The organism is Pseudomonas sp. Irchel s3f19 (assembly GCF_900187555.1).
GTDB lineage: Bacteria > Pseudomonadota > Gammaproteobacteria > Pseudomonadales > Pseudomonadaceae > Aquipseudomonas > Aquipseudomonas capeferrum.
Map to the genome: position 1 here is coordinate 238,879 of NZ_FYDW01000001.1, position 21,969 is coordinate 260,847.

The following is a 21,969-nucleotide window of genomic DNA, read 5'->3' on the forward strand; positions in this document are numbered from 1 at the left end:
TTACCCCGTACAGCGCATTGTTCCGCAGCCCGCAACTATGAAGTGTCAAACGCCCCCATTCTCCTCACCAGACTCGGTGACTACTCTGAACAGGTGCAAATCACCTCAGGAGTGCCTACGATGCCCCGCCCACCGCTGCCCCCCTTCACCCGCGAAACCGCCATCGAAAAAGTCCGCCTCGCCGAAGACGGCTGGAACAGCCGCGACGCGGCCAAGGTGGCCCTCGCCTACACGCCCGATACGGTGTGGCGTAACCGCGTCGAGTTCCCCCGTGGCCGGGCCGAGGTGCAGGCCTTTCTGACACGCAAGTGGAACCATGAGCTGGAGTATCGCCTGATCAAGGAGCTGTGGGCCTTCACCGGCAACCGCATTGCCGTGCGTTACGCCTACGAGTACCACGATGACAGCGGCCAATGGTTCCGCGCGTATGGTAACGAGAACTGGGAGTTCGCCGACGATGGCCTGATGCACAACCGCCATTCGAGTATCAATGAGCAACCCATAGCCGAAGCGGATCGCAAGTTCCACTGGCCCCTGGGCCGGCGCCCGGACGATCACCCTGGCCTCAGTGACCTGGGGCTCTGAGCACGGCGGCCCGGTCAACCGACAGGCAGTGTGACCCTGACCTCAAGCCCGCCACCCTGGCGGTTGCTCAGGGTCACGCTGCCGCCCTGCTCCAGCACGATGGCGCGCGCCGCCGGCAAGCCAAGGCCCACCCCGCCGGTGTCCTTGTTGCGCGAGCCTTCGATGCGGTAGAACGGCTCAAAAACGCGCGCCTGGAGCGGCTCAGCAATGCCCGGCCCTCGGTCAAGCACCGCAATGACGAGGTGCTCGTCAGCAACGTGCAGCTGCACGGTCGGCTCACAGCCGTACTTCACTGCGTTGTCGATCAGGTTCACCACCACCCGTTTGATGCCGATGGGCCGGCCCGTATAGACGCAGCGGCGCGGGCCGCTGAGGCGGATGTCCATGCCTGCATCCCTGAAGTCATCCACCACCGTCGACAGCAATTCACCCAGGTCGAACGCCGTGCTCGGCTCCAGCCGCGCATCGTCACGGAAGAACTGCAGTGCGGCGTCGACCATCGCCTGCATCTCGTCCACGTCCTTGAACAACTTGGCCTGCAGTTCACTGTCCTCGATGAACTCGGCGCGCAGGCGCATGCGGGTCAGCGGGGCGCGCAGGTCATGGGAGATGGCGGCGAGCATTTGCGTGCGGTCGTCGAGAAAGTGCTTGAGCTGGGCCTGCGTGGCGTTGAAGGCAAGGATGGCCTGGCGCAAGTCGTAAGGGCCGACTACCGGTATCGGTGGCGCGTTGAAGTCCTTGCCAAAGCGCCGCGCCCCTTCGGCGAAACGCTCCAGAGGCTGGGCGAGGTAACGCGTGGCAAGCAGCGCCAAGGCCAGGCTGGAGGCAATCATCAACGCCAGAATGATCAGGTTGCGCGGCAGTTCATCCAGCCCCCAGCTGCGGTCGCTCGCGCGATACAGCAGCCACGACTTGTCCGACAGTTCGATCAGCAGGGCATACCCACGCTGCTGCGCCTGCGCGGGCAGATCCTGCGGTCCGAAGACCTCGATCTGCGCATCCGGGCGCTTCAACAGCGCACGCAAGGTCGGCGCGCCTTCGCGAAATTCGCTATCGGCCAGGGTCGGCAACCCAGCGTCGGCATGCCGCCGCAGCCATTGCACGCTGTAGGCCGCATCACCCGCTGCGCTGGCCAGGGCCGGCCGCTGCGCCGCAGGCGCGGCGTCGATCATGCGGGCGACCGAGGCAACCTTGTCGATCAGGCCGCTTTCCAGCAACGGCGGTTGCGCCCACACACTGAGCAGCACACTGAACAGCCACTTGAGCAGCAGCAGGCTAAGCATGGCAGCCAGGGTGGTGAGTGCAATCCAGCGGGCGATGGTGACCCGCGGCCGCGGCAGCGCCTTGCGCACCCAGGCAAGCGGGCTCATCGTTTGTTCACGCTGGCGCTGAACAGGTAGCCGACGTTGCGCAAGGTGCGGATCAGCGGCTCGCAGTCGTCATCGCGCTCAAGCTTGCGCCGCAGCCGGCTCACCTGCACATCGATGCTTCGATCATAGGCTTCGTGCGCTTCACCCCGCGCCAGGTCCAGCAATTGCTGGCGGCTGAGCACGCGCCTGGGGTGCTCGGCAAACACCAGCAGCAGTTCGAATTCGCCCGTGGACAAGGGGATCAGCACGCCCTCTGGCGAGCGCAACTCACGGCGCAGTACCTCCAGTTGCCAGCCCGAGAACTCAAGTACCGTACGCACGTCAGCGGGTGGGCTGCTCGCACTTTCGCCTGCCCGGCGCAGCACCGCCCGCACCCTGGCCAACAGCTCACGGGCAGCGAACGGCTTGGTCAGGTAGTCGTCCGCGCCCAGCTCCAGCCCGACCACACGGTCGCTCAGCTCGCCCATGGCGGTGAGCATGATCACCGCCATCTTGTATTCGGCACGCAAGCGCTGGCACAGCACCAGGCCGCTATCGCCCGGCAGCATCACATCAAGAATGACCAGGTCTGGCACCCGCCGTTCGAGCGCCTGCCAAAGGCCTTTGCCATCACTGGCCACATCGACTTCGTAACCATGCTGACGGAGAAACTTCTGCAGCAGGTCGAGTACTTCGACATCATCGTCGACAATCAGCAAATGGCTCACACCAGGGCACCGCGAACAGGGACAGTAAAGGCTTACTGTACGGCCATCGCGCAGCTGCCGTCATATATTTCAACCCGGAAACAAAGTGACAACCGCGAAGCAATCCGGACATTCCCAGGCAATCAATCGGCCACACCATCGGCGCCAGTTCTTGTCAGGAATGCGCCCATGCCCACCCTCCCCCATGCCTGGTTCTCAGCCCGCAATGCCCTACTCGCCCTGTCACTGCTCGCCGCCGCGGGCTGCAGTCAGCGGCCGCCTGCCAGTGCCTGCGGGCCTGTGGCCTATCAACTCAGCGACCCCGCCGAACCCGCCAACCGCGCCGTGTTCGCCTTCAACCGAAGTGTCGATGACTACCTGCTGGCACCCATCGCCCGTGGCTATAGCGCATTGCCTGATTTCACCCAGCAGGGCGTGCACAACTTCGTCGCCAACTTCGGCGAGCCCAAGGTCTTTCTCAACGACCTGCTGCAAGGCAATGGCGAGCGGGCATTGACCAGCCTTGCACGCTTCACCTTCAACACGACCCTGGGCGTGGCAGGCCTGGTCGATGTGTCCGGGAAGATGGGGCTGGCCCGACACACCTCGGACTTTGGCCAGACCTTCGGTGTGTGGAACATTGCCGATGGCCCGATCGTCGAACTGCCGTTGCTCGGCACGCACAACCTGCGCGATGCAACCGGCAGGGTGCTGGGCATTGCAGTCGCGCCGTTTGGCGACAACAGCGACACGGTCGACACCCTGGGCAACGCGGCAACGGCAGGTGGGCTGGTGGATGGCCGCGCCGACGTGCTGCCGCTGACCGACAGGCTGCGCACTCAGCCAGACTACTATCAGGCCGTGCGCGACTACACTGCCCAGCAGCGTGCCGAGCGGGTGGCCGAGGGCAAAGCTGACCACCCAGCGCGCTGCCAGGGGGTGCCAGCCGATGCGTGATGCGCAACCACCCGTGGTGCTGTTCAGGCGCCTGGAGAGCAACGCCCGGCAACAGTTGCTACACGAACTGGAGGCCCGGGTCTCCGAGGATGGCCGGGACCTGATCATCAGCCGCTATCGCGAACGCTCTGGCGAGGCAGCTGCGCAGCAGCGGCACGAAGTGCACCGCCGCGTGCCCATCGCAACGCTGTTGAAGTGGATGGCCAGGGAAGGCGCAGAAGGCGAGCCATGCTGATGGCGTTTTTCAGCGCGCCATCGCGCTGACGCTGGCAACAGAATCAGGCAATCCGTCGGCTGAATCGAGTTACCCCTGCCCGGAGAGGGTCGGACATGCTGCTTGTTCCGACTCTTCACCCGAGGATCTCCCCATGCACGTCATCGCCTATGGCGCCCACGCCAGCGACCAGCCCCTCGAACCGATCCGCATCACCCGTCGCGCGCCAGGCGCTGACGATGTGCAGATCGCCATCGACTATTGCGGCATCTGTCACTCCGACCTGCACCAGGTGCGCTCCGAGTGGGAGGGCACCCGCTTCCCCTGCGTACCGGGCCACGAAATCGTCGGCCGGGTGACTGCCGTGGGTGAGCATGTCAAAGGCTTCAAGGCCGGCGACCTGGTCGGTGTCGGCTGCATCGTCGACAGTTGCAAACACTGCGCCGACTGTGACGCGGGCCTGGAAAACTACTGCAACGGCATGATCGGTACCTACAACTTCGCCACGCCCGACGAACCCGGCTGGACCCTGGGCGGCTACTCGCAACAGATTGTCGTGCATGCGCGCTATGTGCTGCGCGTACGCCATCCGCAAGCGCAACTGGCGGCCGTGGCGCCACTGCTGTGCGCCGGTATCACCACGTATTCCCCGCTGCGCCACTGGGGCGCTGGGCCGGGCAAGAAGGTCGGCGTGGTTGGCATCGGTGGCTTGGGGCACATGGGCATCAAGCTGGCCCATGCCATGGGCGCGCATGTGGTGGCCTTCACCACGTCCGAGTCCAAGCGTGAAGCGGCGCTGGCGTTGGGCGCCGATGAAGTGGTGGTGTCGCGCGACGCCAACGCAATGGCAGCGCACCGCCTGTCATTCGACTTCATCCTCAACACTGTCGCGGCGCCGCATGAGTTGGATGCATTCCTGGTGCTGCTCAAGCGCGATGGCACGCTGGGCCTGGTGGGGGCGCCTGCTACGGCGCATCCATCACCGAACGTATTCAACCTGATCATGAAGCGCCGAGCGATTGCCGGGTCGATGATCGGCGGTATCGCCGAAACCCAGGAGATGCTCGACTTCTGCGCCGAGCATGGGATCGTTGCCGACATCGAGCTGATCCGGGCCGATCAGATCAATGAAAGTTATGAGCGGATGCTCAAAGGCGATGTGAAGTACCGCTTCGTGATCGACAACGCCACCTTGGCCTGACCCACTACGCCCGCCGAGCAGCCCCAAGGTTCTGGCTCCCATCGTCGGCACCGCCGCCATCGCGGCGGGCCAGCGTTGGCTTGGCACCCGCAGCAACAGGCTATGTGCATCACTCCAGCACGCAACCGGTGTACAGTAACCCCACAACAAAGCCCGTCAAGGAGCCCGGCGATGACCGTGACGCTGTCCCCCCTGCAGATCGACTGCGATTTTGATTCCGGCAACATCCAGGTACTGGATGCCAGCAACCCTGCCCAGGTGCACCTGGCCATCCGCCCGGACACCCACAGCGGCCACTTCCAGTGGTTTCACTTCAAGGTCAGCGGGCTGACACCGGGGCAGGTCCATCGCTTCAGCCTGGATAACGCCTCCGAATCCTCGTACAAGCAGGCCTGGGCCGGCTACAACGCGGTGGCCTCCTACGACCAGCAGGCCTGGTTCCGCGTACCCAGCCAGTTCGATGGCAAGGCCTTGTCGTTCGAGCTGAACGCTGAGCACGAACAGGTCTGGTTCGCCTACTTCCAACCTTACCCTCGCGCCCGCCACAACCAACTGATCGAACGCGCACGGCAAATTCCGGGGGTCGAGCTGCTGGCCAGCGGCCGCAGCGTGCAGGGCCGTGACATCCCCTTGCTGCGTGCCGGCAACGGCGCACCCGGCAAACGCAAGCTGTGGCTGATCGCCCAACAGCACCCGGGCGAACACATGGCCGAGTGGTTCATGGAGGGCGTGATCGACCGCCTGCAAGCAAACGATGACAAGGTGCGGCAACTCCTGGAAAAAGCCGACCTGTACCTGATCCCCAACATGAACCCGGACGGTGCCTTCCTCGGGCATCTGCGCACCAATTTCAAAGGCAAGGACCTCAACCGCGCCTGGCAGGACGCCAGCGTCGAACTCAGCCCCGAGGTATTCTTTGCCCAGGCGCAGATGAAGCAGTACGGCGTGGATGCATTCATCGATGTGCATGGGGATGAAGAAATCCCCCACGTGTTCACCGCAGCGTGTGAAGGCAACCCCGGTTACACGCCACGCCTGGCGAAGCTGGAGGAACAGTTCCGTAGCACGCTGTGCAGCGTGACGCCGGACTTCCAGACCGTGCATGGCTACACGCGCGATGAGCCTGGGCAGGCCAATACCACGCTGGCGTGCAATGCCGTAGGGATGGCCCATGACTGCCTGTCACTGACGCTGGAGATGCCGTTCAAGGACCATGACGATGCGCCCGATCCGGTTGCCGGGTGGTCGGGGGCGCGGTCGAAGGCATTGGCCGGGGCTGTGCTGGAGACGTTGCTGAAAATGGTTGACGACCTGCGTTGATCGCAAGGGCCGACCGCTAAAACTGCACATCCAGCGTCACATTGTCGGTATAGGTGGCCGCCGGCGGTGTGGCCTGGTCGGTGTACACCTTGGCGTTGTAGTTGAACACCTGGCTGCCCGTGCCGGTGCCAGCCCCCGGGTTGATGTCGGCGTCACTGCTCGAACGCCGGGCACCGGTGACCGAGCCCCAGCGCACCGCGCTGGCGCTCTTGAAAATATCGTAGGCCAGGTAGTTGTTGGCTGCAGATTTCATCCTGCGCCGCCCGCCAGACACGTTCTGCCCGTCATCCAGCCCCACCGTGTAGCTGGTACCCTTGGTGCATGTCAGGCTTACGCCCTGGTTCACCGTGGCAAACCCCGATACCACGGGTGCACTGCCGAAACTGATGGCGGGCGTGGTGATCTGGCAGTCGTTGCTCACCGTCAGGCTGACCGTGAGCGGCTGGGTGCCGGAACTGTTGTCGCGCCCAATGCACAAGCCGCCAATGCCGATGCCGTCGCAATAGTTCCAGGCCCAGCCGACGCTCAGCGTTTCCTGATAAAGCCCCGCCGCAACGTTACTGCCGATCTGAGTCCGCATGTAGATCGGTACCGCCTTGGGCGTACCATTGAGCAACCCGAGCAGGTCGAGAATGCCGTTGCGGGCGAAATCGAAGGCCACGCCCCGGGTGATCGGGTAGTTGGTGCTGCTGTCGGCATACAACGTGTAGGGAATGACGTCGCCTGTGGGGCCGACCAAGCCACCTGTGGCCGGAAGAATGGTCGCTTTGAAGGTATCGCCGCTGCCGAGCACGCTGAGCACCGAGCCGTTGCACTGCAACCCCGAATTGCTGCTGAAGGCGGTCTGTACCGTGCTGCGCACCAGGGTCGAACTGATGGTGCCAAATGTCGCGGGCACGGTTGGCACTGACGTGCATTTGCTCCATGCCACGCCTGCCGGCAGCAGCAGCGCGCTGGCCCATAACCTTCGTTGCCAGGCCTTCATCGGCACACCAATGGGCCAATCAAGGGGATCGACCCTGCACTTTCAGGCAGGTCGAATTCAACCTGGCAATGCCCGCCCCCCTCCAGCGCAACTTGCAGGCGGTTGTGCGGCGACAGGTTCTCCAGGTAGACCAACCCATCCCAGCCAACCACGGCCTGGCTGCCACTTTCCCCATGGGTCACGCGGCTGCCGAGTTTGATCACCTGCTGGTTGCTATCCACCAGTTCAATGCTCGCCGCCAGCACACGTTTGATCGGGAACTCCAGCAAGTAACCACTGCCCCGACGGACCGCCACGCGTTGCTCCACTTCCGGCGCCAGGATGTCGGGCGGCAGGTCCATCGGGTCAATTTCATACTTGCCTCGGTAGTAGCCGCTGCTGTACGGCACCAGCAGATGGCCATTGCTGTCGGTGCGGCCGATCTGCTGGTTTTCGTAGCGCACCGGCACATCGGCATAGCCATTGGTGCTGACTACTACGAAGGCGTCGTCGATGCGGTTGGCGGCGAACACCCCGGCGTCCATCCATACCAGTGAGCCGCTGGCATCAGCCCAACGGGTCATCTCGCCACTGCTGCCATACACACCGGCCTGCAGCTGCACCGACTGCAGGCGCCAGGTGGCATCGGCCTGGCGGTAGGCATCGCGGTTGCCACCGGTGGCGTAACCCAGGTTGTAGCCGACACCACCGCCCACCGGCACCGCACGGCTGTAATTGACCCGCTGCAGATCTTCGCCTTCCTTGCTGCGCTCCACACTCATGGCCAAGGTGCCATTGAAGTCGAACGGAATCACCAGTTGCGCCTGCACGGCCCACTGGCTGTCACCAACCTCGCGGTTGCCCGACAGGTAGATGCTGGTGTTGCCCCATAGCGACTTGCTCCAGCTGAGGTTGATCAGCCGGGTGCGCGAACCGTCCCCGGCCCGGACATCGAAATAGCCGGCGCCGAGGCTGCCGTATTCGTTGAGGTTGAGGCTGACGGTGGCCTGCTCGCTGCGTTGGCTCAGCTGCATGTCCGGGCTGTCGACCCGTGACAGGTCGGCATAGTCGCCATAGCGCTGCAGGCGTTGGTAGCTGAAGCCGATGCGCTGGCTGTTGTACTGGTAGCCGAGGGCGACCTGATGGCCCTTCTCGCCCTCGAACTGGCTCTGCGCCAAGGCCGCGTTGAGCACCCCGAAGTTGCCCACCCGCATGTTGCCACCCAGCCCGCCCAGCAAAAGCGATTCAGAGGTTTCGATGTGACTTTCGAGGGTAAAGCTGTCACTCAGGCCATAGCGCAGGCTGCCCGAGGCGACGCCTGGCCCGTAGCTGAAGTCGCGCACCGCGTAGTCGCGGCGCAGGCTACCGGCAGCTACCGAAAAGTCCGACAGACCTTTTTGCAGCAGGCTGCTGGTGACATAGAACGGCAGCGTGGTCGACACCTGTCGGCCAAGGGCGTCGGTGGTCACCACCACTGCCTCGCCGGCGCCGTTGATGAACGGCACGTTGGTCAGGGTGTAAGGGCCCGGCTGCAGCTCGGTAGTACTGGACTTGTAGCCGTTGATGAACAGGTCGAGCGAGGTCGGCACCGCTGCCTCACCGGCGAATGCAGGCAGTGGGTAGGTGACCAGGTCGGGACGGGCGCCGAAGTCTCGCGACAATTGCAGGCCGCCGACCCGCACCGAGCTGGTCCAAGGCAAAGCACCGGTGACGAAATCACCGGCTTCGTAACTGAGCAGGCGTTGTTCATCCGTGAAGCGCCAGGTGCTGTCGTAACGCAGGAAGCCCTGGCGCGTCTGGTCGGCCTGCGCACCATTGAACGACTGACGCCACTGACCGGTGCTGGAGAACGTTCCCCAGCTATCGAACAGGCGCACTTCATTCCAGGCCGCCAGGTAGGTGCCGCCTTCATCGGTATCGTTGAGGTACAGGTCGTAGTTGAACAACACGCCGAAGCTGCTGTGTGCATCGCTGGCCGGGTACAGGCTGCGGTCGCCGACCTGTTGGCCCGGCAGCCAGGCGGGCGGTACTTGCAACAGCAGGCGTTGGTTCGCGCTGTCGTAGTCGGTGTGCAGGCCTGGCACCGCATCCAGGGCCAGTTCGCCCTGGGGCTCGCCCGGCAGGCTGATACCGGCAGCCCGCAACACATCGCTGCCCAGGTACAGGCGCCCGGCCCGTTGTTGCACGGGCACCAGCTCAGCCTTGGGCATCTGGTTCACCAGCAGGTCGAGGTACAGCGTGGCATCGGCGGTGGCGGACATCTCCGTGGGCGGTGGCGGCAGGTCGTCGGCCAGCACCAGGCAGGGGCCGAACATGGCCAGCCCCAGGCACCAGCGGCGCGTTGTCGCCGACAGCCAGTTCACACACGGTTTCCAACCATTGCCGGGTCCTCCCTGGCCCCTGCCCTTCATTCAATTGCTGGCTCATTGCCCTTGGCGGATGGCATCCGCCGCGCTCTGGCCATTGACCCGCCCCTTGAGCACGCTGCCGGCGCTCGGCGCCAGTGGTGCAGGCCAGCGCATGCTGGCACCGGGCAGCACATAGCCCAGCAGGCCTTCGGCCAATGGTTTGCTCTGGCTGCCCTGCTGCACCACCATGTCGGTGAGGCGCGCATGCACCGGGCCGGTGTTGCGCAGTTCCACGTAGGGCTTGCCCTGCACCGTCACCGCGCGCCAGCTCAATTGCGGCTTGCCCACGCCCTCGGCGTTGCGCTTGCCCTCGGGATCGGCCCTGCCCCACAAGCCTTCGCCGTAGACGAACAGCGGCACCGAGTAGCGCATCTGCAGGCGGATGGCGGCCGTCGCGCCCTGGCTGGCGGGGTCGGCCGGTATCGCCGGGGGGATTTCATCGATGATGATGCGATAGGCCTGCTCCTGGCCGGCGGGCGAGCTGCCGGTGCGGGTCAGGCGAATCAGCTGCTTCTGCCCGGGGGCGATGTTGGCCACTGGCGGGCTGCCAATGATGTCGCGCTGCGGCTGAAACTGCTCCTGGTAATCCCCCTGGCGCCAGGCGAACACCCGCACCTGCAGGTTGGCCGGGGCGCTGCCGCGATTTTCCAGCCACAGCGCACCGGCCTTCTGGTCGGGCTCCAGCACCGGATCAATCGGCCAGATCAGCACCGAGGTGGCGGCCCCTGCCGGCAGGCTTCCCAGCAGCAACAAACCGATCAAACCATGCGCCCACTTCGCGCCTGCCCCCATGCCACTCTCCTTAGATTGCTGTCATTGGTGCCGGCTGTTTCACCAGGTCACCGTCACTTGCACTACATCGGTGTAGGTCCCTGCCGGCAGCGTGCCGGTCAACTGGGTTCGGCCGTACACCGGCAACTTGATCGCCGTGGGGTCGGTGTAGCTGACCGCCACGCTCTGGCCGATGCCAAAGGCTTGGCTGTAGGCCGCGTCGCGGTACAACTGGTAGGCCAGCACTTGCGTGCCGCCCGTGCGTTTGAGGTTGCGGGTGCCGCTGGCGTTGTTCTGCCCGCCGTCCAGGCTCATGCTCAAGGCCACGCCTGGGGTGCACTGGAAGGTCACCGTGCTGCCCCCCAGCGAGGTGCTCAGGGTACCGCTGGCCAGCGCCGACTGGGTGCCGAAGTTGAGGGCCCCGTAATTGCTCACGCCCCCGACCACCAGGCAGCCGGCGACGATCTGTGCAGACACCTGGAACGTGCTGGTGGGCGCCGCACCCAGGGGCGTCGCCAGCAGCACAGCGATACCCGTGAGGCCACCTGCCAGCCAGGCGCGCATGGCTCAGAACGTCAGCTCGACCGCCACGGTGTCGGTGTACACCCCCGCCGGCAGCCCCGCCTTGCCGCGTGCCTGGCCGTACAGGTTGACGGTCTGCGCCACGCCGGTGCTGGTCGGCAAGGTGATGGTGCCGTCGATAGCCAGCACCTGAGTGCGCCCAGTGTCGGTGTAGAAGTCATACGGCACGAAGTTGCCGGCACCGTCGGCGAGCGCACGCGTGCCGCCGCTGGACTGGCCATCGTGGGTACCGGCCCGCACGCGGATCGCCGGTATGGTGCCCGCCGAGCACAGGATGCTCATGGCGCCACCGCTACCGCCAAGCACTTGTGCGTTGGCGGTGCCGAACAGAGCATCCTGGGTACCGAAGTCGAGGGCACCGAAGTTCAACCCTGAACTCGCGGAACTGCCGTTGACCTGGCAGGCCGAGATCAGTGTCAGCGTCGAGGTGATGTTGCCGGTCACCGTGGCGGCCTGGGCCTGGGAAGCCAAGGCCAAACCGAGGCCGGCGAGGATGCAGTGGGTGAGGTTCGTTCGCATCGGAGTCTCCTTGCGTGGTTACCAGTCCAGGGTCACTCTCAGGGTGTCGCGGTACAGCCCGGCAGGCAGCGCGCGCGGTTGCGCCACCACCACACCGTAAATCGGAATCGGAATCTGCTGGGTGCTGCTGATGGTGAAGGCGCGCGCCTGGCCGATGCCGTAGCGGCTGTTGCCGCCTGGGTCTACCGCCAGTTGATAAGGGATCAGTTCACGGCCGTTGCTCAGGCGTCGCACACCGTCGCTGCCATTCAAGCCGCCATTGATCCGCACATTGAAGGCCCGCACCTCGGGCGTGCAGCTGATCTGCAAGCTGCCTTCACCAGCCACTTCGTCGACCCGGCTGCGCAGTGGCTGGTCCCAGTTCGGGCCGCGTTCACCGAAGTCCATCAGGCCGGGGTTGCCCAGGGTCGCGGGTTGGTCGGTGCCGCTGCTGATCTGGCAGGCCGCGCTGATCACCAACCGTGCCTGGATGAAACCGGTGGTGGTGCCATGGGCCATACCGCCGGGCAACAGCAGCGGGCCAAGGGTAAGCAGCAGGATCGAGGTGCGGTTCATGGCGTCGCGTCCTTGTGCATGGTGGCGTCCCTACCAGGTGACCGTGATTTTGAGCAGGTCGCCATACAGGCCTGCGCGTGGTACCCAGGCCAGTTTGTCGATACGGGCGTATAACGGCAGTTCAATGGACCCGCTGTCCGGCACCCGTGCCGAATGCGCCACATCGACCGCAACCGGTTCGCGCCAGGCGGCGTCGCGGTACAAGCGATAAGGAATGGGCCGGGCCTTGCCGTCGTCGTTGGCCAGAAAGCGCAGCTCACCTGCGCCACCATGCTGGCCGCCATCGACCCGCACCTGGTAGGGCGTGTCAGGGTTGCATTCAAGGCGTGGCGGCCGTTGGTTGAGGAGTACACCGCTCAAAGGCGCATCAGGGCCATCCAGACGCGCAGCGCTACCCAGTTCGATCCGACCCAACGCTTGTGCGCCAGCGTCGCGCGTCTGGTTGACGAGCATGCAGCCGCGCTGCACCAGCACCCGTACTTCCACGAGAAAGTCAGCCGCTACGGCACTGCCGCTCAACATCAGGCCCAACAACGCGGCCACAAAGCGTTCCGTCACTTGATAATCCTTGTCGCTGTGTGCTCACCTGAGCGTAGCAGCGCGTTGGAATATCATTGATGGCTTCAAGCCATTTTTTGGTATTAGCGAGAAAGCGATAGCGCGTGTTCAAGGCCACTCCTCGACAGCCGTCAGGAAAAAATCTTCTTCATCAGCGAACCCCTCGTCGCACAGTGCCTCCAATGGCCATGAGCCGGCAAATCAGCCGACATTCTGGTACGGTGCATGGCTACTCTCATCCCGTGCCAGACAGATGCGGCATGCACGGACAGGCATGACAGGAGCGTTTTCATTGATGACTGCAGACAACCCATTCGCCGAGGCCGCAGAGCGCTGTGCCCAGGAGCCTATCCAGGTGCCTGGCAGCATCCAGCCCCACGGGTTTCTGCTGGTGCTGGACGAAACCGACCTGCGCATCCTCCAGGCCAGCGAGAACACCGAGCGCTGGCTCGGCTTGCCGGCCAGGGAACTGCTGGGCTGTACGGTTGCCGACCTGGTCAGTGACGCCTTCGATGTACGGGCGCACCTTGCGCGCCTGCCCGACGACGAGGCCTTTCCTTTCCATATAGGCGATGTGCGCCTGCGCCAGGGCGCCCCCTGCACCGAGCCATTGCGCGTAATGGCCCACCGTCACGACCAGGTGCTGATCGTTGAGTTCGAACCGGTGCGCAGGCTTGCGAACGCGGCCGAGCAAGGTGATTACTACCCACTGGTGCGCAGCTTTGTCGGTAACCTGCACCTGGCTGCCAGCCTTGAGGAGTTGCTGCAGCAGTCGGTGCAACAGCTCAAGCGCATCACCGGTTTTGGCCGGGTCAAGGCGTACCGTTTCGACAGCGAAGGCAACGGTCAGGTGCTGGCCGAGGTGGCCGACCCAGGCTACCCCAGCTACCTGGGCCTGTGCTTCCCCGCTTCGGACATCCCGCGCCAGGCCCGCGAGCTGTATCGGGTCAACCGTATCCGCGTGATCGAAGACGCCAACTACCAGCCCTCGCCGCTGGTGCCTGCCGCCAACCCGCGTACCGGCAAGGCACTGGACATGAGCTTCGCTGCGCTGCGCAGCGTGTCGCCGGTGCACCTGCAATACATGCGCAACATGGGCACCCTGGCGTCGATGTCGCTGTCGATCGTGGTCGACGGGCAGCTGTGGGGGCTGGTGTCCTGTCACCACGATCAGCCGCGCCCGGTGGGCCTGCCTACTCGCACCGCCTGCGAGCTGCTGGCCAGCGTGCTGTCGCTGCAGATCGAATCGCGCGAGTCCCACGCCAGCACGCGCAAACTGCTCGACCTGCGCCAGCACATCGTGCGCATGATTTCGTCGATGGCCGACCATGACAGCGTCAGTGACGGCCTGCGCGACCTGCCCGAGGTCTTGCTGGAGTTCGCCGACGCCTGCGGCGCTGCGGTGATCTCGGCCGACCGCTGCGACCTGATCGGCAAGACGCCACCGCAAGCGCAAGTCACGGCGCTGGTGCATTGGTTGGCCCAGCGCGGTGAAGACACGGTATTCCACAGCGACAACGTACGCCGCGACATCGACGAGTTGCCTGAGCTGGCGGCCCATGCCGGCGGTGTGCTGGCGGTGGCCATCTCGCAAATCCATTCGCACTACCTGGTGTGGTTCCGCCCTGAACAGGTGCGCACGGTGAACTGGGCCGGGCAGCCTGCCAAACAGCTAGGCCCGCAAGGCCAGCTGGACCCGCGGCACAGCTTCGAGCGCTGGCAGGAAGACGTGCGCGGCTATTGCCAACCCTGGGACCCTTTGATCGTCGAAGGTGTGGTTGAACTGCGCACCGCCGTGTTGGGCATCGTCCTGCGCAAGGCCGAAGAGCTGGCGCAACTGGCAGGCGAGCTGCGCCGTTCGAACAAGGAACTCGAAGCCTTTTCCTACAGCGTGTCCCACGACCTGCGTGCGCCCTTGCGGCATATCGCCGGCTACACCGAGCTGCTGGGCGAGATCGAGGGCCAGGGCCTGAGCGAACGCGGTCGACGTTTTTTGCAGCATATAGAAGAAGCGGCGCATTTTGCCGGCAGCCTGGTGGACAACCTGCTGAACTTCTCGCAAATGGGCCGTTCGGCCCTGCGCTTGTCGGATGTCGACCTCAATGCCCTGGTCGACGCCATTCGCACCGAGCTGGCCCCGGACTACCAGGGCCGCGAAATCGTCTGGGATATCGCCACGCTGCCGAAGGTGATTGCCGACCCGGCGTTCATCAACCTGGCGCTGCAGAACCTCATCGGCAACGCCATCAAGTACACCCGCGGGCGTGACCCGGCGCGTATCGAAATCAGCGCCCAGGTGCATCAGGGCGAAGTCGAGGTGTGCATCCGCGACAACGGCGTGGGGTTCGACATGGCCTACGCCAACAAGCTGTTCGGCGTATTCCAGCGCCTGCACCGCATGGAAGACTTCGAAGGCACTGGGATCGGCCTGGCAAGCGTACGCCGCATCATCGAGCGCCATGACGGCCGCGTCTGGGCGCAAGGCCAGATCGACCAGGGCGCCAGTTTTCACTTCACCCTCCCGCGGCCCGCCGCGACTACATGAGGCCCCTGTACCATCATGCTCAAACCCATCCTGCTGGTAGAAGACAACCCCCGGGACCTGGAGCTCACCCTGCTGGCCCTGGAGCGCAGCCAGTTGGCCAACGAAGTCATCGTGCTGCGTGACGGCGCCGATGCCCTGGACTACCTGTTGCGCCGCAACGCCTATGCTGCACGCGACGACGGCAACCCCGCCGTGCTGTTGCTGGACCTCAAGCTGCCCAAGGTCGATGGCCTGGAAGTGCTCAAGGAAGTCCGTTCCACGCCTGACCTGCGCAGTATCCCGACGGTGATGCTGACCTCGTCTCGAGAGGAGCCCGACCTGCTGCGCGCCTACGAGCTGGGGGTCAATGCCTACGTGGTCAAGCCCGTGGAATTCAAAGAGTTCGTCGCCGCCATCTCCGACCTCGGGGTGTTCTGGGCCGTGCTCAACGAACCGCCACCCGGCTCGCTGCGCCTAAACCGCCGCAGCAGCAATTGAGGCCACCGCAAAGATGCTGCCAACGCCGCTGAAACTGTTGATGGTCGAAGACAGCTCGATGGACGCCGAGCTGACCCTGCTGCGCCTGGAGCGCAGCGGGCTGCACGTTGAGTCGCAGCTGGTGTTCGACCATATAGGGGTCGAGCACGCGCTGCGTGAGGCTCATTACGATCTGATCCTCTGCGACTGCGTACTGCCCGGCTCGTCCGGCACCGACGTGCTGGCCATTGCCCAGCGCCTGGCACCGGACACCCCGTTCATCTTCCTTTCCGGCATCTACGGTGAAGAGCACGCGGTGGAGATGATCCGCCTGGGTGCCACCGACTATGTGCTGAAGAAAAACCTGCCCCTGCTACCCAAGGCCGTGCGGCGGGCCCTGACCGAGGTACAGGAGCGCCAGCGCCGGCGCCGCGCCGAAGAAGCGCTGGCAGATGTCGAAGCGCGCGCACGCATCGCCATCGACGCCGCCGGCATGGGCACCTGGGACCTGCGCCCACAAGAAGGCCTGTTGCTGTGGGACGACCGCTGCAAAACCTTGTTCGGGTTGCCCACCAGCACCGAGATGAGCATGGAGGTGTTCCTGGCCGGCATCTACCCCGATGACGTCGCCATGGTCCGTGACGCCGTGCAGCATGCCATGCGCTCCGAGAGCGACGGCCACTACCGGGTCGAATTCCGTAGCGCGCTACTCGACGGCCTGGAACCGCGCTGGCTGCTCAGCAGCGGCCAGACCCAGTTCGTCGACGGCCAGTGCGTGCGCTTTTCCGGCGTGCTGCAGGACATCCATACCCAGCGCCAGGCCACCCAAGCCCTCAAGCAACTCAACGAGATGCTCGGTGAACGGGTCGAGCGCCGCACCCGTGAACGCGACCGTGCCTGGGAGCTGTCGCAGGACTTGCTGGCGGTGTTGAACAAAGACCTCACCCCGGTCGCGCTCAACCCGGCCTGGGAGGCGAGCCTGGGCCTTTCCCGCGAGCGGCTGAGCCAGGCGTCGCTGCTGCACCTGTTACCCGAACCCGATCAAGAACTGTTGCTCACCGAACTGGCCGCCCTCGCCCACGGCCGCACCAGCGCGCGCTTCGTCGGGCGCATCCTGCATGCCGGCGGCCAGCAGCGCTGGCTGTCCTGGGTGGTGGTACCGGAAGACACCCTGCTGTATGTGGTGGCCCGCGACATCACCAGCGAGCGCGAGGCGGCCCTGGGGCTGGCCGAGGCCAACACCCGCCTGCGTGAGCAAATCACCGAGCGCGAGCGCATCGAGGCCGCGTTGCAACAGATGCAGCGCCTGGAAGCGGTCGGCCAACTGACCGCTGGCGTGGCGCACGACTTCAACAACCTGCTGACAGTAATCCTCACCGGTGCCAGCTTCCTTGAGCGCGACCTGAACAAGGCCGACCTGAACAAGGCACGCACCCGCCTCACGCATATTCGCGAAGCGGGCGAACGGGGTGCCAAGCTGACCTCGCAGTTGCTGGCCTTCTCCCGACGCCAGCGCCTGGAGCCGGTGCCACTGAACCTGAACCGGACCCTGGCCGGCCTTGAGGAGTTGCTGCGCCGCACCCTTGGCGGCAACGTGTCGGTGCGCCTGGACCTGGACCCGAACCTGTGGCAGGCACTGACCGACCCGACCCAGACCGAGATGATCATCCTCAACCTGGCGATCAATGCCCGGGATGCCATGCCGGACGGCGGCCAACTGGCCCTCTCGACCCGCAACACCCACATCGAGGCCCGCCCTCAGCGCCCGGAAGACCCGGACCCCGGCGAGTACGTGATGCTGAGCATCCGCGACACCGGCTGCGGCATGAGCGAAGACGTGCTGGCCAAGGTGTTCGAGCCCTTCTTCACCACCAAGGACATCGGCAAGGGCTCGGGCCTGGGACTGGCCCAGGTATTCGGCTTTGCCAAGCAGTCGGGCGGTGGCGTGCGCATCGACACCGAGCCTGGTCGCGGCACCCAGGTGGCAGTGTACCTGCCGGCGGTAAAGGATCACGTGCAGAGCGAACCGGTGGCCCCACTGCTTGCCCAGCCGACCAGTGCAAGTGGCCACAACCGCACGGTGCTGCTGGTGGATGACGACCACCTGGTACGCGACATGCTCGGCGATGTGCTGCGCCAGTACGGCTATCAAGTGCGTCAGGCGCACAGCGGTGAGCAGGCCCTGGCCTTGCTCGATGACGAGATTGACCTGTTGCTGACCGACTTTGCCATGCCCGAATTCAACGGCGCGCAGTTGGCGCTGGCGGCGCGCGAACGGCACCCGCGTTTGCCGGTGGTGTTTCTGACCGGTTATGCAGAGCTGGAGGGGTTGGAGTTGCCGGGTAGCCTGGTGATGCAGAAGCCTGTGCAGGCCGATGAACTGGCGCGTGCGCTGAGTGAACTCCTGCGCACCTCGGCGTAGTTTGCACCCCCTGCCCTTGCCGCCGGCTTACCGGCGACAAGGGCAGGTACAAACGCCGGAAACGACAAAACCCGGCGCTTATCTTGCTAAGCACCGAGAAAAGAAGAGGTAATGTGAAACAGAAAATGGCAGGGGCGGCTGGATTCGAACCAACGCATGGCAGGATCAAAACCTGCTGCCTTACCGCTTGGCGACGCCCCTGTATCGGATGCAGCAATTGCTGCTCTGACAATTCCAACTGCCTGACAACTGGGTTGTTGTCGTGGAATGCGCGGCACTTTAACAACATTCTTTAGAGCTGTGAACCCCCTTTATGAAAAAAAATGCTTTAAAACAGCAAGTTACTCTTCGTCATCGGCGCGAAGCGCCCATCCCCGGCAACCACCCGTCGCTTTCCCCCTGCCCCGCGTCAACACAATCGTATTTCACCCTTCCAATCAGATAAGCGCACTGCATTGACCAAGGAGGCACCCATGCCTGTCTCACACGACCTTTACCAGGACTTGCACTACCCCCGCGAAATCGTCCAGCAACGTCGCCAGCAGGACAAGGCCCTGGACCGGCTCTTGGACGAGTACATGGACATCGACAACCAGGTGCTGGCCGCCGAGTCGATCTCCGCTGGCAATTTCGTCGACGAAGACCTGCGCCACCTCAAGGAACGCCGCCTGGCGGTGAAGTACATGATCGAGCGTCAACTGGAACGTAAAGGCTGAGGGCCGCGCGAACCTATCTCGTCTGGCGATCATTGCCCACTGCTTTCTCTATTGGTCAAAATGGCGGCCTTCGCGCAAGCTGCGCCCCGCCCCCTCGACCAAGGAGCTACCGATTTGCCTGCCTGGATCCCTACCCCGCTGCGTCAGCTCGGCCAGCGCCTGCGCGCAAGCGCTGCCCCTCAGAGCGAATTGCTGGCCTGGTTCGAGGACAAGGCCAGCAGCCGTGGCTACCAGCTCAGCGAGGGTCAGCGTCGGGTCATCCAATGCATGGCCAAGCAGGTGGCACAGCTGGAAAACGGACAACCGCGCAGCCTCTACCTGCATGGCTCAGTGGGCCGGGGCAAAAGCTGGCTGCTCGACGGTTTTTTCCAGGCTGTGCCGGTTGCGACCAAGCGGCGCCTGCACTTCCATGATTTCTTTGCCCGACTGCACCAGGGCATGCACCGCCACCGGGCGCTGGACGATGCCCTCGGGGCGACCCTGGACGAGCTGCTCGGCGCGTGTCGAGTGCTGTGTTTCGACGAATTCCATGTGCATGACATTGGCGATGCCATGCTGCTCACCCGGCTGTTCACCGCGCTGTTCGAGCGTGGGATATGGCTATTGGTAACGTCGAACTACGCACCGGAAGGGCTGTTGCCCAACCCGCTTTACCATGAACGTTTTCTGCCGGTGATCCGCCTGATCAACGGCCGAATGCAAGTGCTGGAAGTTGGCGGCGACACCGATTTTCGCAGCCTGCCAGCCAACCGCGAGCACCAGCGGTTTACCCAAGGTCACTATGTGTGGCCCGGCACCGCCGAGCAGCGCCAGGCACTGAACGTGCCGGGCGCGCAGCCTGCCACGCTGGATATCAACAAACGCAGCCTGCGCGCACTGGCCCATCAAGGTCGGCAGGTGATGTTTGCCTTCGACGACCTGTGCGAACAGCCTACTGCGGTGATCGATTACCTGGCGCTGGCGGCGCAATACGATGCGTGGGTCATCGATGGGCTGGGCGATTTGTCCGACTGCTCATTGGCCGCGCAGCAGCGATTCGTGAACCTGGTGGATGTGCTATATGACCAGGACAAGCAGCTGACGGTGATCGGGCAGCGTCCGCTGGATGAGAGCCTGGGTGGCGCGATTACCGACCTGATGCGCACGCGCAGCCGGCTGGGGCAGTTGCATCAGGTGGGGCCTGATTGATGCCGGGGCTGCCATGCAGCCCCAGCATCCCGCCTCAACCCGCTCGCGGCAGGTCCGCCAGCACCGCCTCGATTTCCCCCAGCACGGCGGGGTCGTCCAGGGTCGAAGGCGGCACATAGTCCTGGCCATCGGCAATCTTGCGCAGCACCGCCCGCAAGATCTTCCCTGAGCGGGTCTTGGGCAACCGCTTGACCAGCCGCACCCGGTTGAAACACGCCAGCGCCCCGATCTCCTCGCGCACGTTGCCCACCAATTCGACCAACAACTGCGACTCGGCAATGCCTTCGCCATCCTTGAGCACCACCAGTGCCAAAGGCACCTGCCCCTTGATATCGTCATGCACGCCGATCACCGCGCATTCGGCGACCGCCGGGTGACGCGCCACCAGGTCCTCCATCTCGCCGGTAGACAGACGATGCCCGGAGACGTTTATCACGTCGTCCGTGCGCCCCATGATGTACACGAAACCGTCATCATCGAGGTAACCGCCGTCGCCTGTGTGGTAGTAGCCGGGATAGGTGCGCAGGTAGGCCTGCAGGTAGCGCTCGTGGTCGCCCCACAGCGTCTGGCTGCACCCGGGCGGCAACGGCAGCGCGATGACGATCGAGCCCTGGTGGTTGGGCCCCAGCAAATGGCCTTCATCGTCCAGCACACGTACGTTGTAGCCCGGCACGGCGCGGTTGCTCGAGCCCGCTCGCGCGGCGCTGCCGTCCAGCCCAACGCAAGGGGCGGTGACCGGCCAGCCGGTCTCGGTTTGCCACCAATGGTCGTGCACCGGTTTGCCAGTGACCCGTTCCAGCCATTCATGGGTGCTGGAGTCGAGCTTCTCCCCGGCCAGAAACAGCTGACGCAGCGAGCTCAGGTCGTGCCCTTTGATCAACGCGCCGTCCGGGTCTTCCTTGCGGATTGCACGCATGGCGGTCGGCGCACAGAACAAGGCGTTGACCTTGTATTGCTCGACCACCCGCCAATACGCCGAGGCGTCCGGGGTGCGTATCGGTTTGCCCTCATAAAACACCGTGGTGCAACCGCTCATCAACGGGCCATACACAATCAGCGAATGGCCGACCACCCAGCCCACATCGGAAATCCCCCACCACACGTCACCGGCCTGCATACCGTAGATGTGGCGCATGGCATAGCACAGCGCTACCGCGTTGCCGCCGTTTTCCCGCACGATGCCCTTGGGCTTCCCGGTGGTACCGGAGGTGTACATGATGTACAGCGGGTCACCTGCATCCAGTTCGACAGGGGCGACCGGCTCGGCCATTGCCAGCGCTTGCTGCCAATCGAGGTCGCGGCCAGGCTGCAACGGGGCGCGGGCCTGGGGCCGCTGCAGTACCAGCACATTGCGCGGCTGGTGGCGGGCCAGTTGCAGGGCGCGATCGACCAGCGGCTTGTATTCGATCACCCGGTCGAACTCCAGGCCACAGGATGCCGTCAGCAACAAAGTGGGCCGGGCATCATCGATGCGCAAGGCCAGTTCGTTGGCGGCAAAACCGCCGAACACCACCGAATGCACCGCGCCGATCCGCGCGCAGGCCAGCATGGCCATGGCCGCCTGGGGCACCATGGGCATGTAGATGATCACCCCGTCCCCCTTGTTGACCCCCAGCTGGCGCAGCAAGCCCGCCAGGCGTGCCACCTCGTCGCGCAACTGACGATAGGTGTACGCCTGTTGCACGCCTGTCACAGGCGAGTCGTAGATCAGCGCCAACTGCTCGCCGCGACCTTGTTCGATCTGGTGGTCGAGGGCAAGGTGGCAGCTGTTCAGGCGGCCGTCGGCAAACCAGCGGTGGGTACCGTCCGGGTTGTCCTGCAAGGTGAGGGAAGGCGTGCGGTGCCAGGCCAGGTGCGCGGCCTGTTCGGCCCAGAATGCGGCAGGGTCGGCAATGGAATGGGCGTAGCTGTGCTGATAGCTCATGGCGTAGAAAACCCGGTACTTGTTGTTA

General features: G+C 64.4%; 20 protein-coding genes and 1 tRNA gene. 10 read left to right on the plus strand and 11 right to left on the minus strand.

Annotation, left to right across the window (positions count from 1 at the left end; genetic code table 11):
* The first annotated feature begins 120 nt into the window (after positions 1-120).
* On the plus strand, positions 121-585 hold the full coding sequence (locus CKW22_RS01080; RefSeq protein WP_033699026.1) for a DUF1348 family protein: 465 nt from the start codon (positions 121-123) through the stop codon (positions 583-585).
* Between the two features lie 14 nt (positions 586-599).
* On the opposite strand, the gene CKW22_RS01085 is transcribed toward CKW22_RS01080, so the two are convergent.
* Both CKW22_RS01085 and CKW22_RS01090 read right to left on the minus strand, forming a co-directional pair.
* Positions 600-1,955: an ATP-binding protein gene (locus CKW22_RS01085; protein WP_033699028.1), complete on the minus strand. Its 1,356-nt coding sequence runs from the start codon at positions 1,953-1,955 to the stop codon at positions 600-602.
* A complete protein-coding gene (locus CKW22_RS01090) occupies positions 1,952-2,662 on the minus strand; it encodes a response regulator (RefSeq protein ID WP_095063633.1) in 711 nt (236 codons plus the stop codon). Before CKW22_RS01090 ends, CKW22_RS01085 begins: the two co-directional genes overlap by 4 nt.
* Positions 2,663-2,830: 168 nt before the next feature.
* On the opposite strand from CKW22_RS01090, the gene CKW22_RS01095 reads away from it, so the two are divergent.
* The 4 genes from CKW22_RS01095 (at position 2,831) to CKW22_RS01110 (ending at position 6,333) form a co-directional block, all read left to right on the plus strand.
* On the plus strand, positions 2,831-3,598 hold the full coding sequence (locus CKW22_RS01095) for a VacJ family lipoprotein (protein WP_033699031.1): 768 nt from the start codon (positions 2,831-2,833) through the stop codon (positions 3,596-3,598).
* Positions 3,591-3,833, plus strand: a complete 243-nt coding sequence (locus CKW22_RS01100) for a hypothetical protein (RefSeq protein WP_033699033.1) — start codon at positions 3,591-3,593, stop codon at positions 3,831-3,833. The genes CKW22_RS01095 and CKW22_RS01100 overlap by 8 nt, the downstream gene beginning before the upstream one ends.
* 133 nt (positions 3,834-3,966) lie before the next feature.
* Complete coding sequence (locus tag CKW22_RS01105) at positions 3,967-5,013, plus strand: NAD(P)-dependent alcohol dehydrogenase (protein ID WP_033699036.1); 1,047 nt, start codon at positions 3,967-3,969, stop codon at positions 5,011-5,013.
* Positions 5,014-5,184: 171 nt separating this feature from the next.
* On the plus strand, positions 5,185-6,333 hold the full coding sequence (locus tag CKW22_RS01110) for a M14-type cytosolic carboxypeptidase (RefSeq protein WP_033699037.1): 1,149 nt from the start codon (positions 5,185-5,187) through the stop codon (positions 6,331-6,333).
* A gap of 16 nt (positions 6,334-6,349) precedes the next feature.
* Here CKW22_RS01110 and CKW22_RS01115 read toward each other — a convergent pair whose 3' ends face one another.
* The 7 genes from CKW22_RS01115 to CKW22_RS01145 all read right to left on the minus strand — a co-directional run bounded on the left by CKW22_RS01115 (position 6,350) and on the right by CKW22_RS01145 (position 12,690).
* Positions 6,350-7,318, minus strand: a complete 969-nt coding sequence (locus CKW22_RS01115) for a spore coat U domain-containing protein (protein WP_047581089.1) — start codon at positions 7,316-7,318, stop codon at positions 6,350-6,352.
* Entirely contained in the window at positions 7,315-9,612 is a 2,298-nt protein-coding gene (locus CKW22_RS01120; protein WP_218192456.1) for a fimbria/pilus outer membrane usher protein, read from the minus strand. Before CKW22_RS01120 ends, CKW22_RS01115 begins: the two co-directional genes overlap by 4 nt.
* A 108-nt stretch (positions 9,613-9,720) precedes the next feature.
* The gene (locus CKW22_RS01125) at positions 9,721-10,497 is read right to left on the minus strand and encodes a molecular chaperone (RefSeq protein ID WP_095063635.1); all 777 of its coding nucleotides are present in this window, start codon (positions 10,495-10,497) and stop codon (positions 9,721-9,723) included.
* A gap of 39 nt (positions 10,498-10,536) precedes the next feature.
* Positions 10,537-11,040, minus strand: a complete 504-nt coding sequence (locus CKW22_RS01130; protein WP_033699040.1) for a spore coat U domain-containing protein — start codon at positions 11,038-11,040, stop codon at positions 10,537-10,539.
* Positions 11,041-11,043: 3 nt separating this feature from the next.
* Positions 11,044-11,577: a spore coat protein U domain-containing protein gene (locus tag CKW22_RS01135; protein ID WP_033699041.1), complete on the minus strand. Its 534-nt coding sequence runs from the start codon at positions 11,575-11,577 to the stop codon at positions 11,044-11,046.
* An 18-nt stretch (positions 11,578-11,595) separates the two neighbouring features.
* Complete coding sequence (locus CKW22_RS01140; protein ID WP_095063636.1) at positions 11,596-12,132, minus strand: spore coat U domain-containing protein; 537 nt, start codon at positions 12,130-12,132, stop codon at positions 11,596-11,598.
* A 30-nt stretch (positions 12,133-12,162) separates the two neighbouring features.
* Positions 12,163-12,690, minus strand: a complete 528-nt coding sequence (locus CKW22_RS01145) for a spore coat U domain-containing protein (RefSeq protein ID WP_047581096.1) — start codon at positions 12,688-12,690, stop codon at positions 12,163-12,165.
* A 295-nt stretch (positions 12,691-12,985) separates the two neighbouring features.
* Here CKW22_RS01145 and CKW22_RS01150 point away from each other — a divergent pair, with 295 nt between their 5' ends.
* The 3 genes from CKW22_RS01150 to CKW22_RS01160 are packed head-to-tail and all read left to right on the plus strand — an operon-like array spanning position 12,986 to position 18,113.
* Complete coding sequence (locus CKW22_RS01150) at positions 12,986-15,235, plus strand: ATP-binding protein (protein WP_033699044.1); 2,250 nt, start codon at positions 12,986-12,988, stop codon at positions 15,233-15,235.
* Between the two features lie 15 nt (positions 15,236-15,250).
* Positions 15,251-15,712, plus strand: a complete 462-nt coding sequence (locus CKW22_RS01155) for a response regulator (protein ID WP_033699046.1) — start codon at positions 15,251-15,253, stop codon at positions 15,710-15,712.
* Positions 15,713-15,725: 13 nt separating this feature from the next.
* Complete coding sequence (locus tag CKW22_RS01160) at positions 15,726-18,113, plus strand: response regulator (RefSeq protein WP_095063637.1); 2,388 nt, start codon at positions 15,726-15,728, stop codon at positions 18,111-18,113.
* Between the two features lie 126 nt (positions 18,114-18,239).
* Here CKW22_RS01160 and CKW22_RS01165 read toward each other — a convergent pair.
* Positions 18,240-18,314, minus strand: a tRNA-Gln gene (locus CKW22_RS01165).
* Between the two features lie 272 nt (positions 18,315-18,586).
* On the opposite strand from CKW22_RS01165, the gene CKW22_RS01170 reads away from it, so the two are divergent.
* Both CKW22_RS01170 and zapE read left to right on the plus strand, forming a co-directional pair.
* On the plus strand, positions 18,587-18,829 hold the full coding sequence (locus CKW22_RS01170) for a hypothetical protein (protein ID WP_033699049.1): 243 nt from the start codon (positions 18,587-18,589) through the stop codon (positions 18,827-18,829).
* A gap of 114 nt (positions 18,830-18,943) precedes the next feature.
* The gene (zapE, locus tag CKW22_RS01175; RefSeq protein WP_095063638.1) at positions 18,944-20,017 is read left to right on the plus strand and encodes a cell division protein ZapE; all 1,074 of its coding nucleotides are present in this window, start codon (positions 18,944-18,946) and stop codon (positions 20,015-20,017) included.
* 34 nt (positions 20,018-20,051) lie between these two features.
* On the opposite strand, the gene CKW22_RS01180 is transcribed toward zapE, so the two are convergent.
* The gene (locus CKW22_RS01180; RefSeq protein ID WP_033700162.1) at positions 20,052-21,941 is read right to left on the minus strand and encodes a propionyl-CoA synthetase; all 1,890 of its coding nucleotides are present in this window, start codon (positions 21,939-21,941) and stop codon (positions 20,052-20,054) included.
* Between the last annotated feature and the right edge of the window lie 28 nt (positions 21,942-21,969).

Bases quoted from the DNA above. Each gene is read 5' to 3' on its own strand.
- CKW22_RS01140 (WP_095063636.1), bottom strand. From the start codon at position 12,132: ATGAACCGCACCTCGATCCTGCTGCTTACCCTTGGCCCGCTGCTGTTG.
- CKW22_RS01105 (WP_033699036.1), top strand. From the start codon at position 3,967: ATGCACGTCATCGCCTATGGCGCCCACGCCAGCGACCAGCCCCTCGAA.
- CKW22_RS01095 (WP_033699031.1), top strand. From the start codon at position 2,831: ATGCCCACCCTCCCCCATGCCTGGTTCTCAGCCCGCAATGCCCTACTC.
- CKW22_RS01120 (WP_218192456.1), bottom strand. From the start codon at position 9,612: ATGTTCGGCCCCTGCCTGGTGCTGGCCGACGACCTGCCGCCACCGCCC.
- CKW22_RS01155 (WP_033699046.1), top strand. From the start codon at position 15,251: ATGCTCAAACCCATCCTGCTGGTAGAAGACAACCCCCGGGACCTGGAG.
- CKW22_RS01170 (WP_033699049.1), top strand. From the start codon at position 18,587: ATGCCTGTCTCACACGACCTTTACCAGGACTTGCACTACCCCCGCGAA.
- CKW22_RS01130 (WP_033699040.1), bottom strand. From the start codon at position 11,040: ATGCGCGCCTGGCTGGCAGGTGGCCTCACGGGTATCGCTGTGCTGCTG.
- CKW22_RS01115 (WP_047581089.1), bottom strand. From the start codon at position 7,318: ATGAAGGCCTGGCAACGAAGGTTATGGGCCAGCGCGCTGCTGCTGCCG.
- CKW22_RS01135 (WP_033699041.1), bottom strand. From the start codon at position 11,577: ATGCGAACGAACCTCACCCACTGCATCCTCGCCGGCCTCGGTTTGGCC.
- CKW22_RS01080 (WP_033699026.1), top strand. From the start codon at position 121: ATGCCCCGCCCACCGCTGCCCCCCTTCACCCGCGAAACCGCCATCGAA.
- CKW22_RS01160 (WP_095063637.1), top strand. From the start codon at position 15,726: ATGCTGCCAACGCCGCTGAAACTGTTGATGGTCGAAGACAGCTCGATG.
- CKW22_RS01100 (WP_033699033.1), top strand. From the start codon at position 3,591: ATGCGTGATGCGCAACCACCCGTGGTGCTGTTCAGGCGCCTGGAGAGC.
- CKW22_RS01180 (WP_033700162.1), bottom strand. From the start codon at position 21,941: ATGAGCTATCAGCACAGCTACGCCCATTCCATTGCCGACCCTGCCGCA.
- CKW22_RS01150 (WP_033699044.1), top strand. From the start codon at position 12,986: ATGACTGCAGACAACCCATTCGCCGAGGCCGCAGAGCGCTGTGCCCAG.
- CKW22_RS01110 (WP_033699037.1), top strand. From the start codon at position 5,185: ATGACCGTGACGCTGTCCCCCCTGCAGATCGACTGCGATTTTGATTCC.
- CKW22_RS01085 (WP_033699028.1), bottom strand. From the start codon at position 1,955: ATGAGCCCGCTTGCCTGGGTGCGCAAGGCGCTGCCGCGGCCGCGGGTC.
- CKW22_RS01125 (WP_095063635.1), bottom strand. From the start codon at position 10,497: ATGGGGGCAGGCGCGAAGTGGGCGCATGGTTTGATCGGTTTGTTGCTG.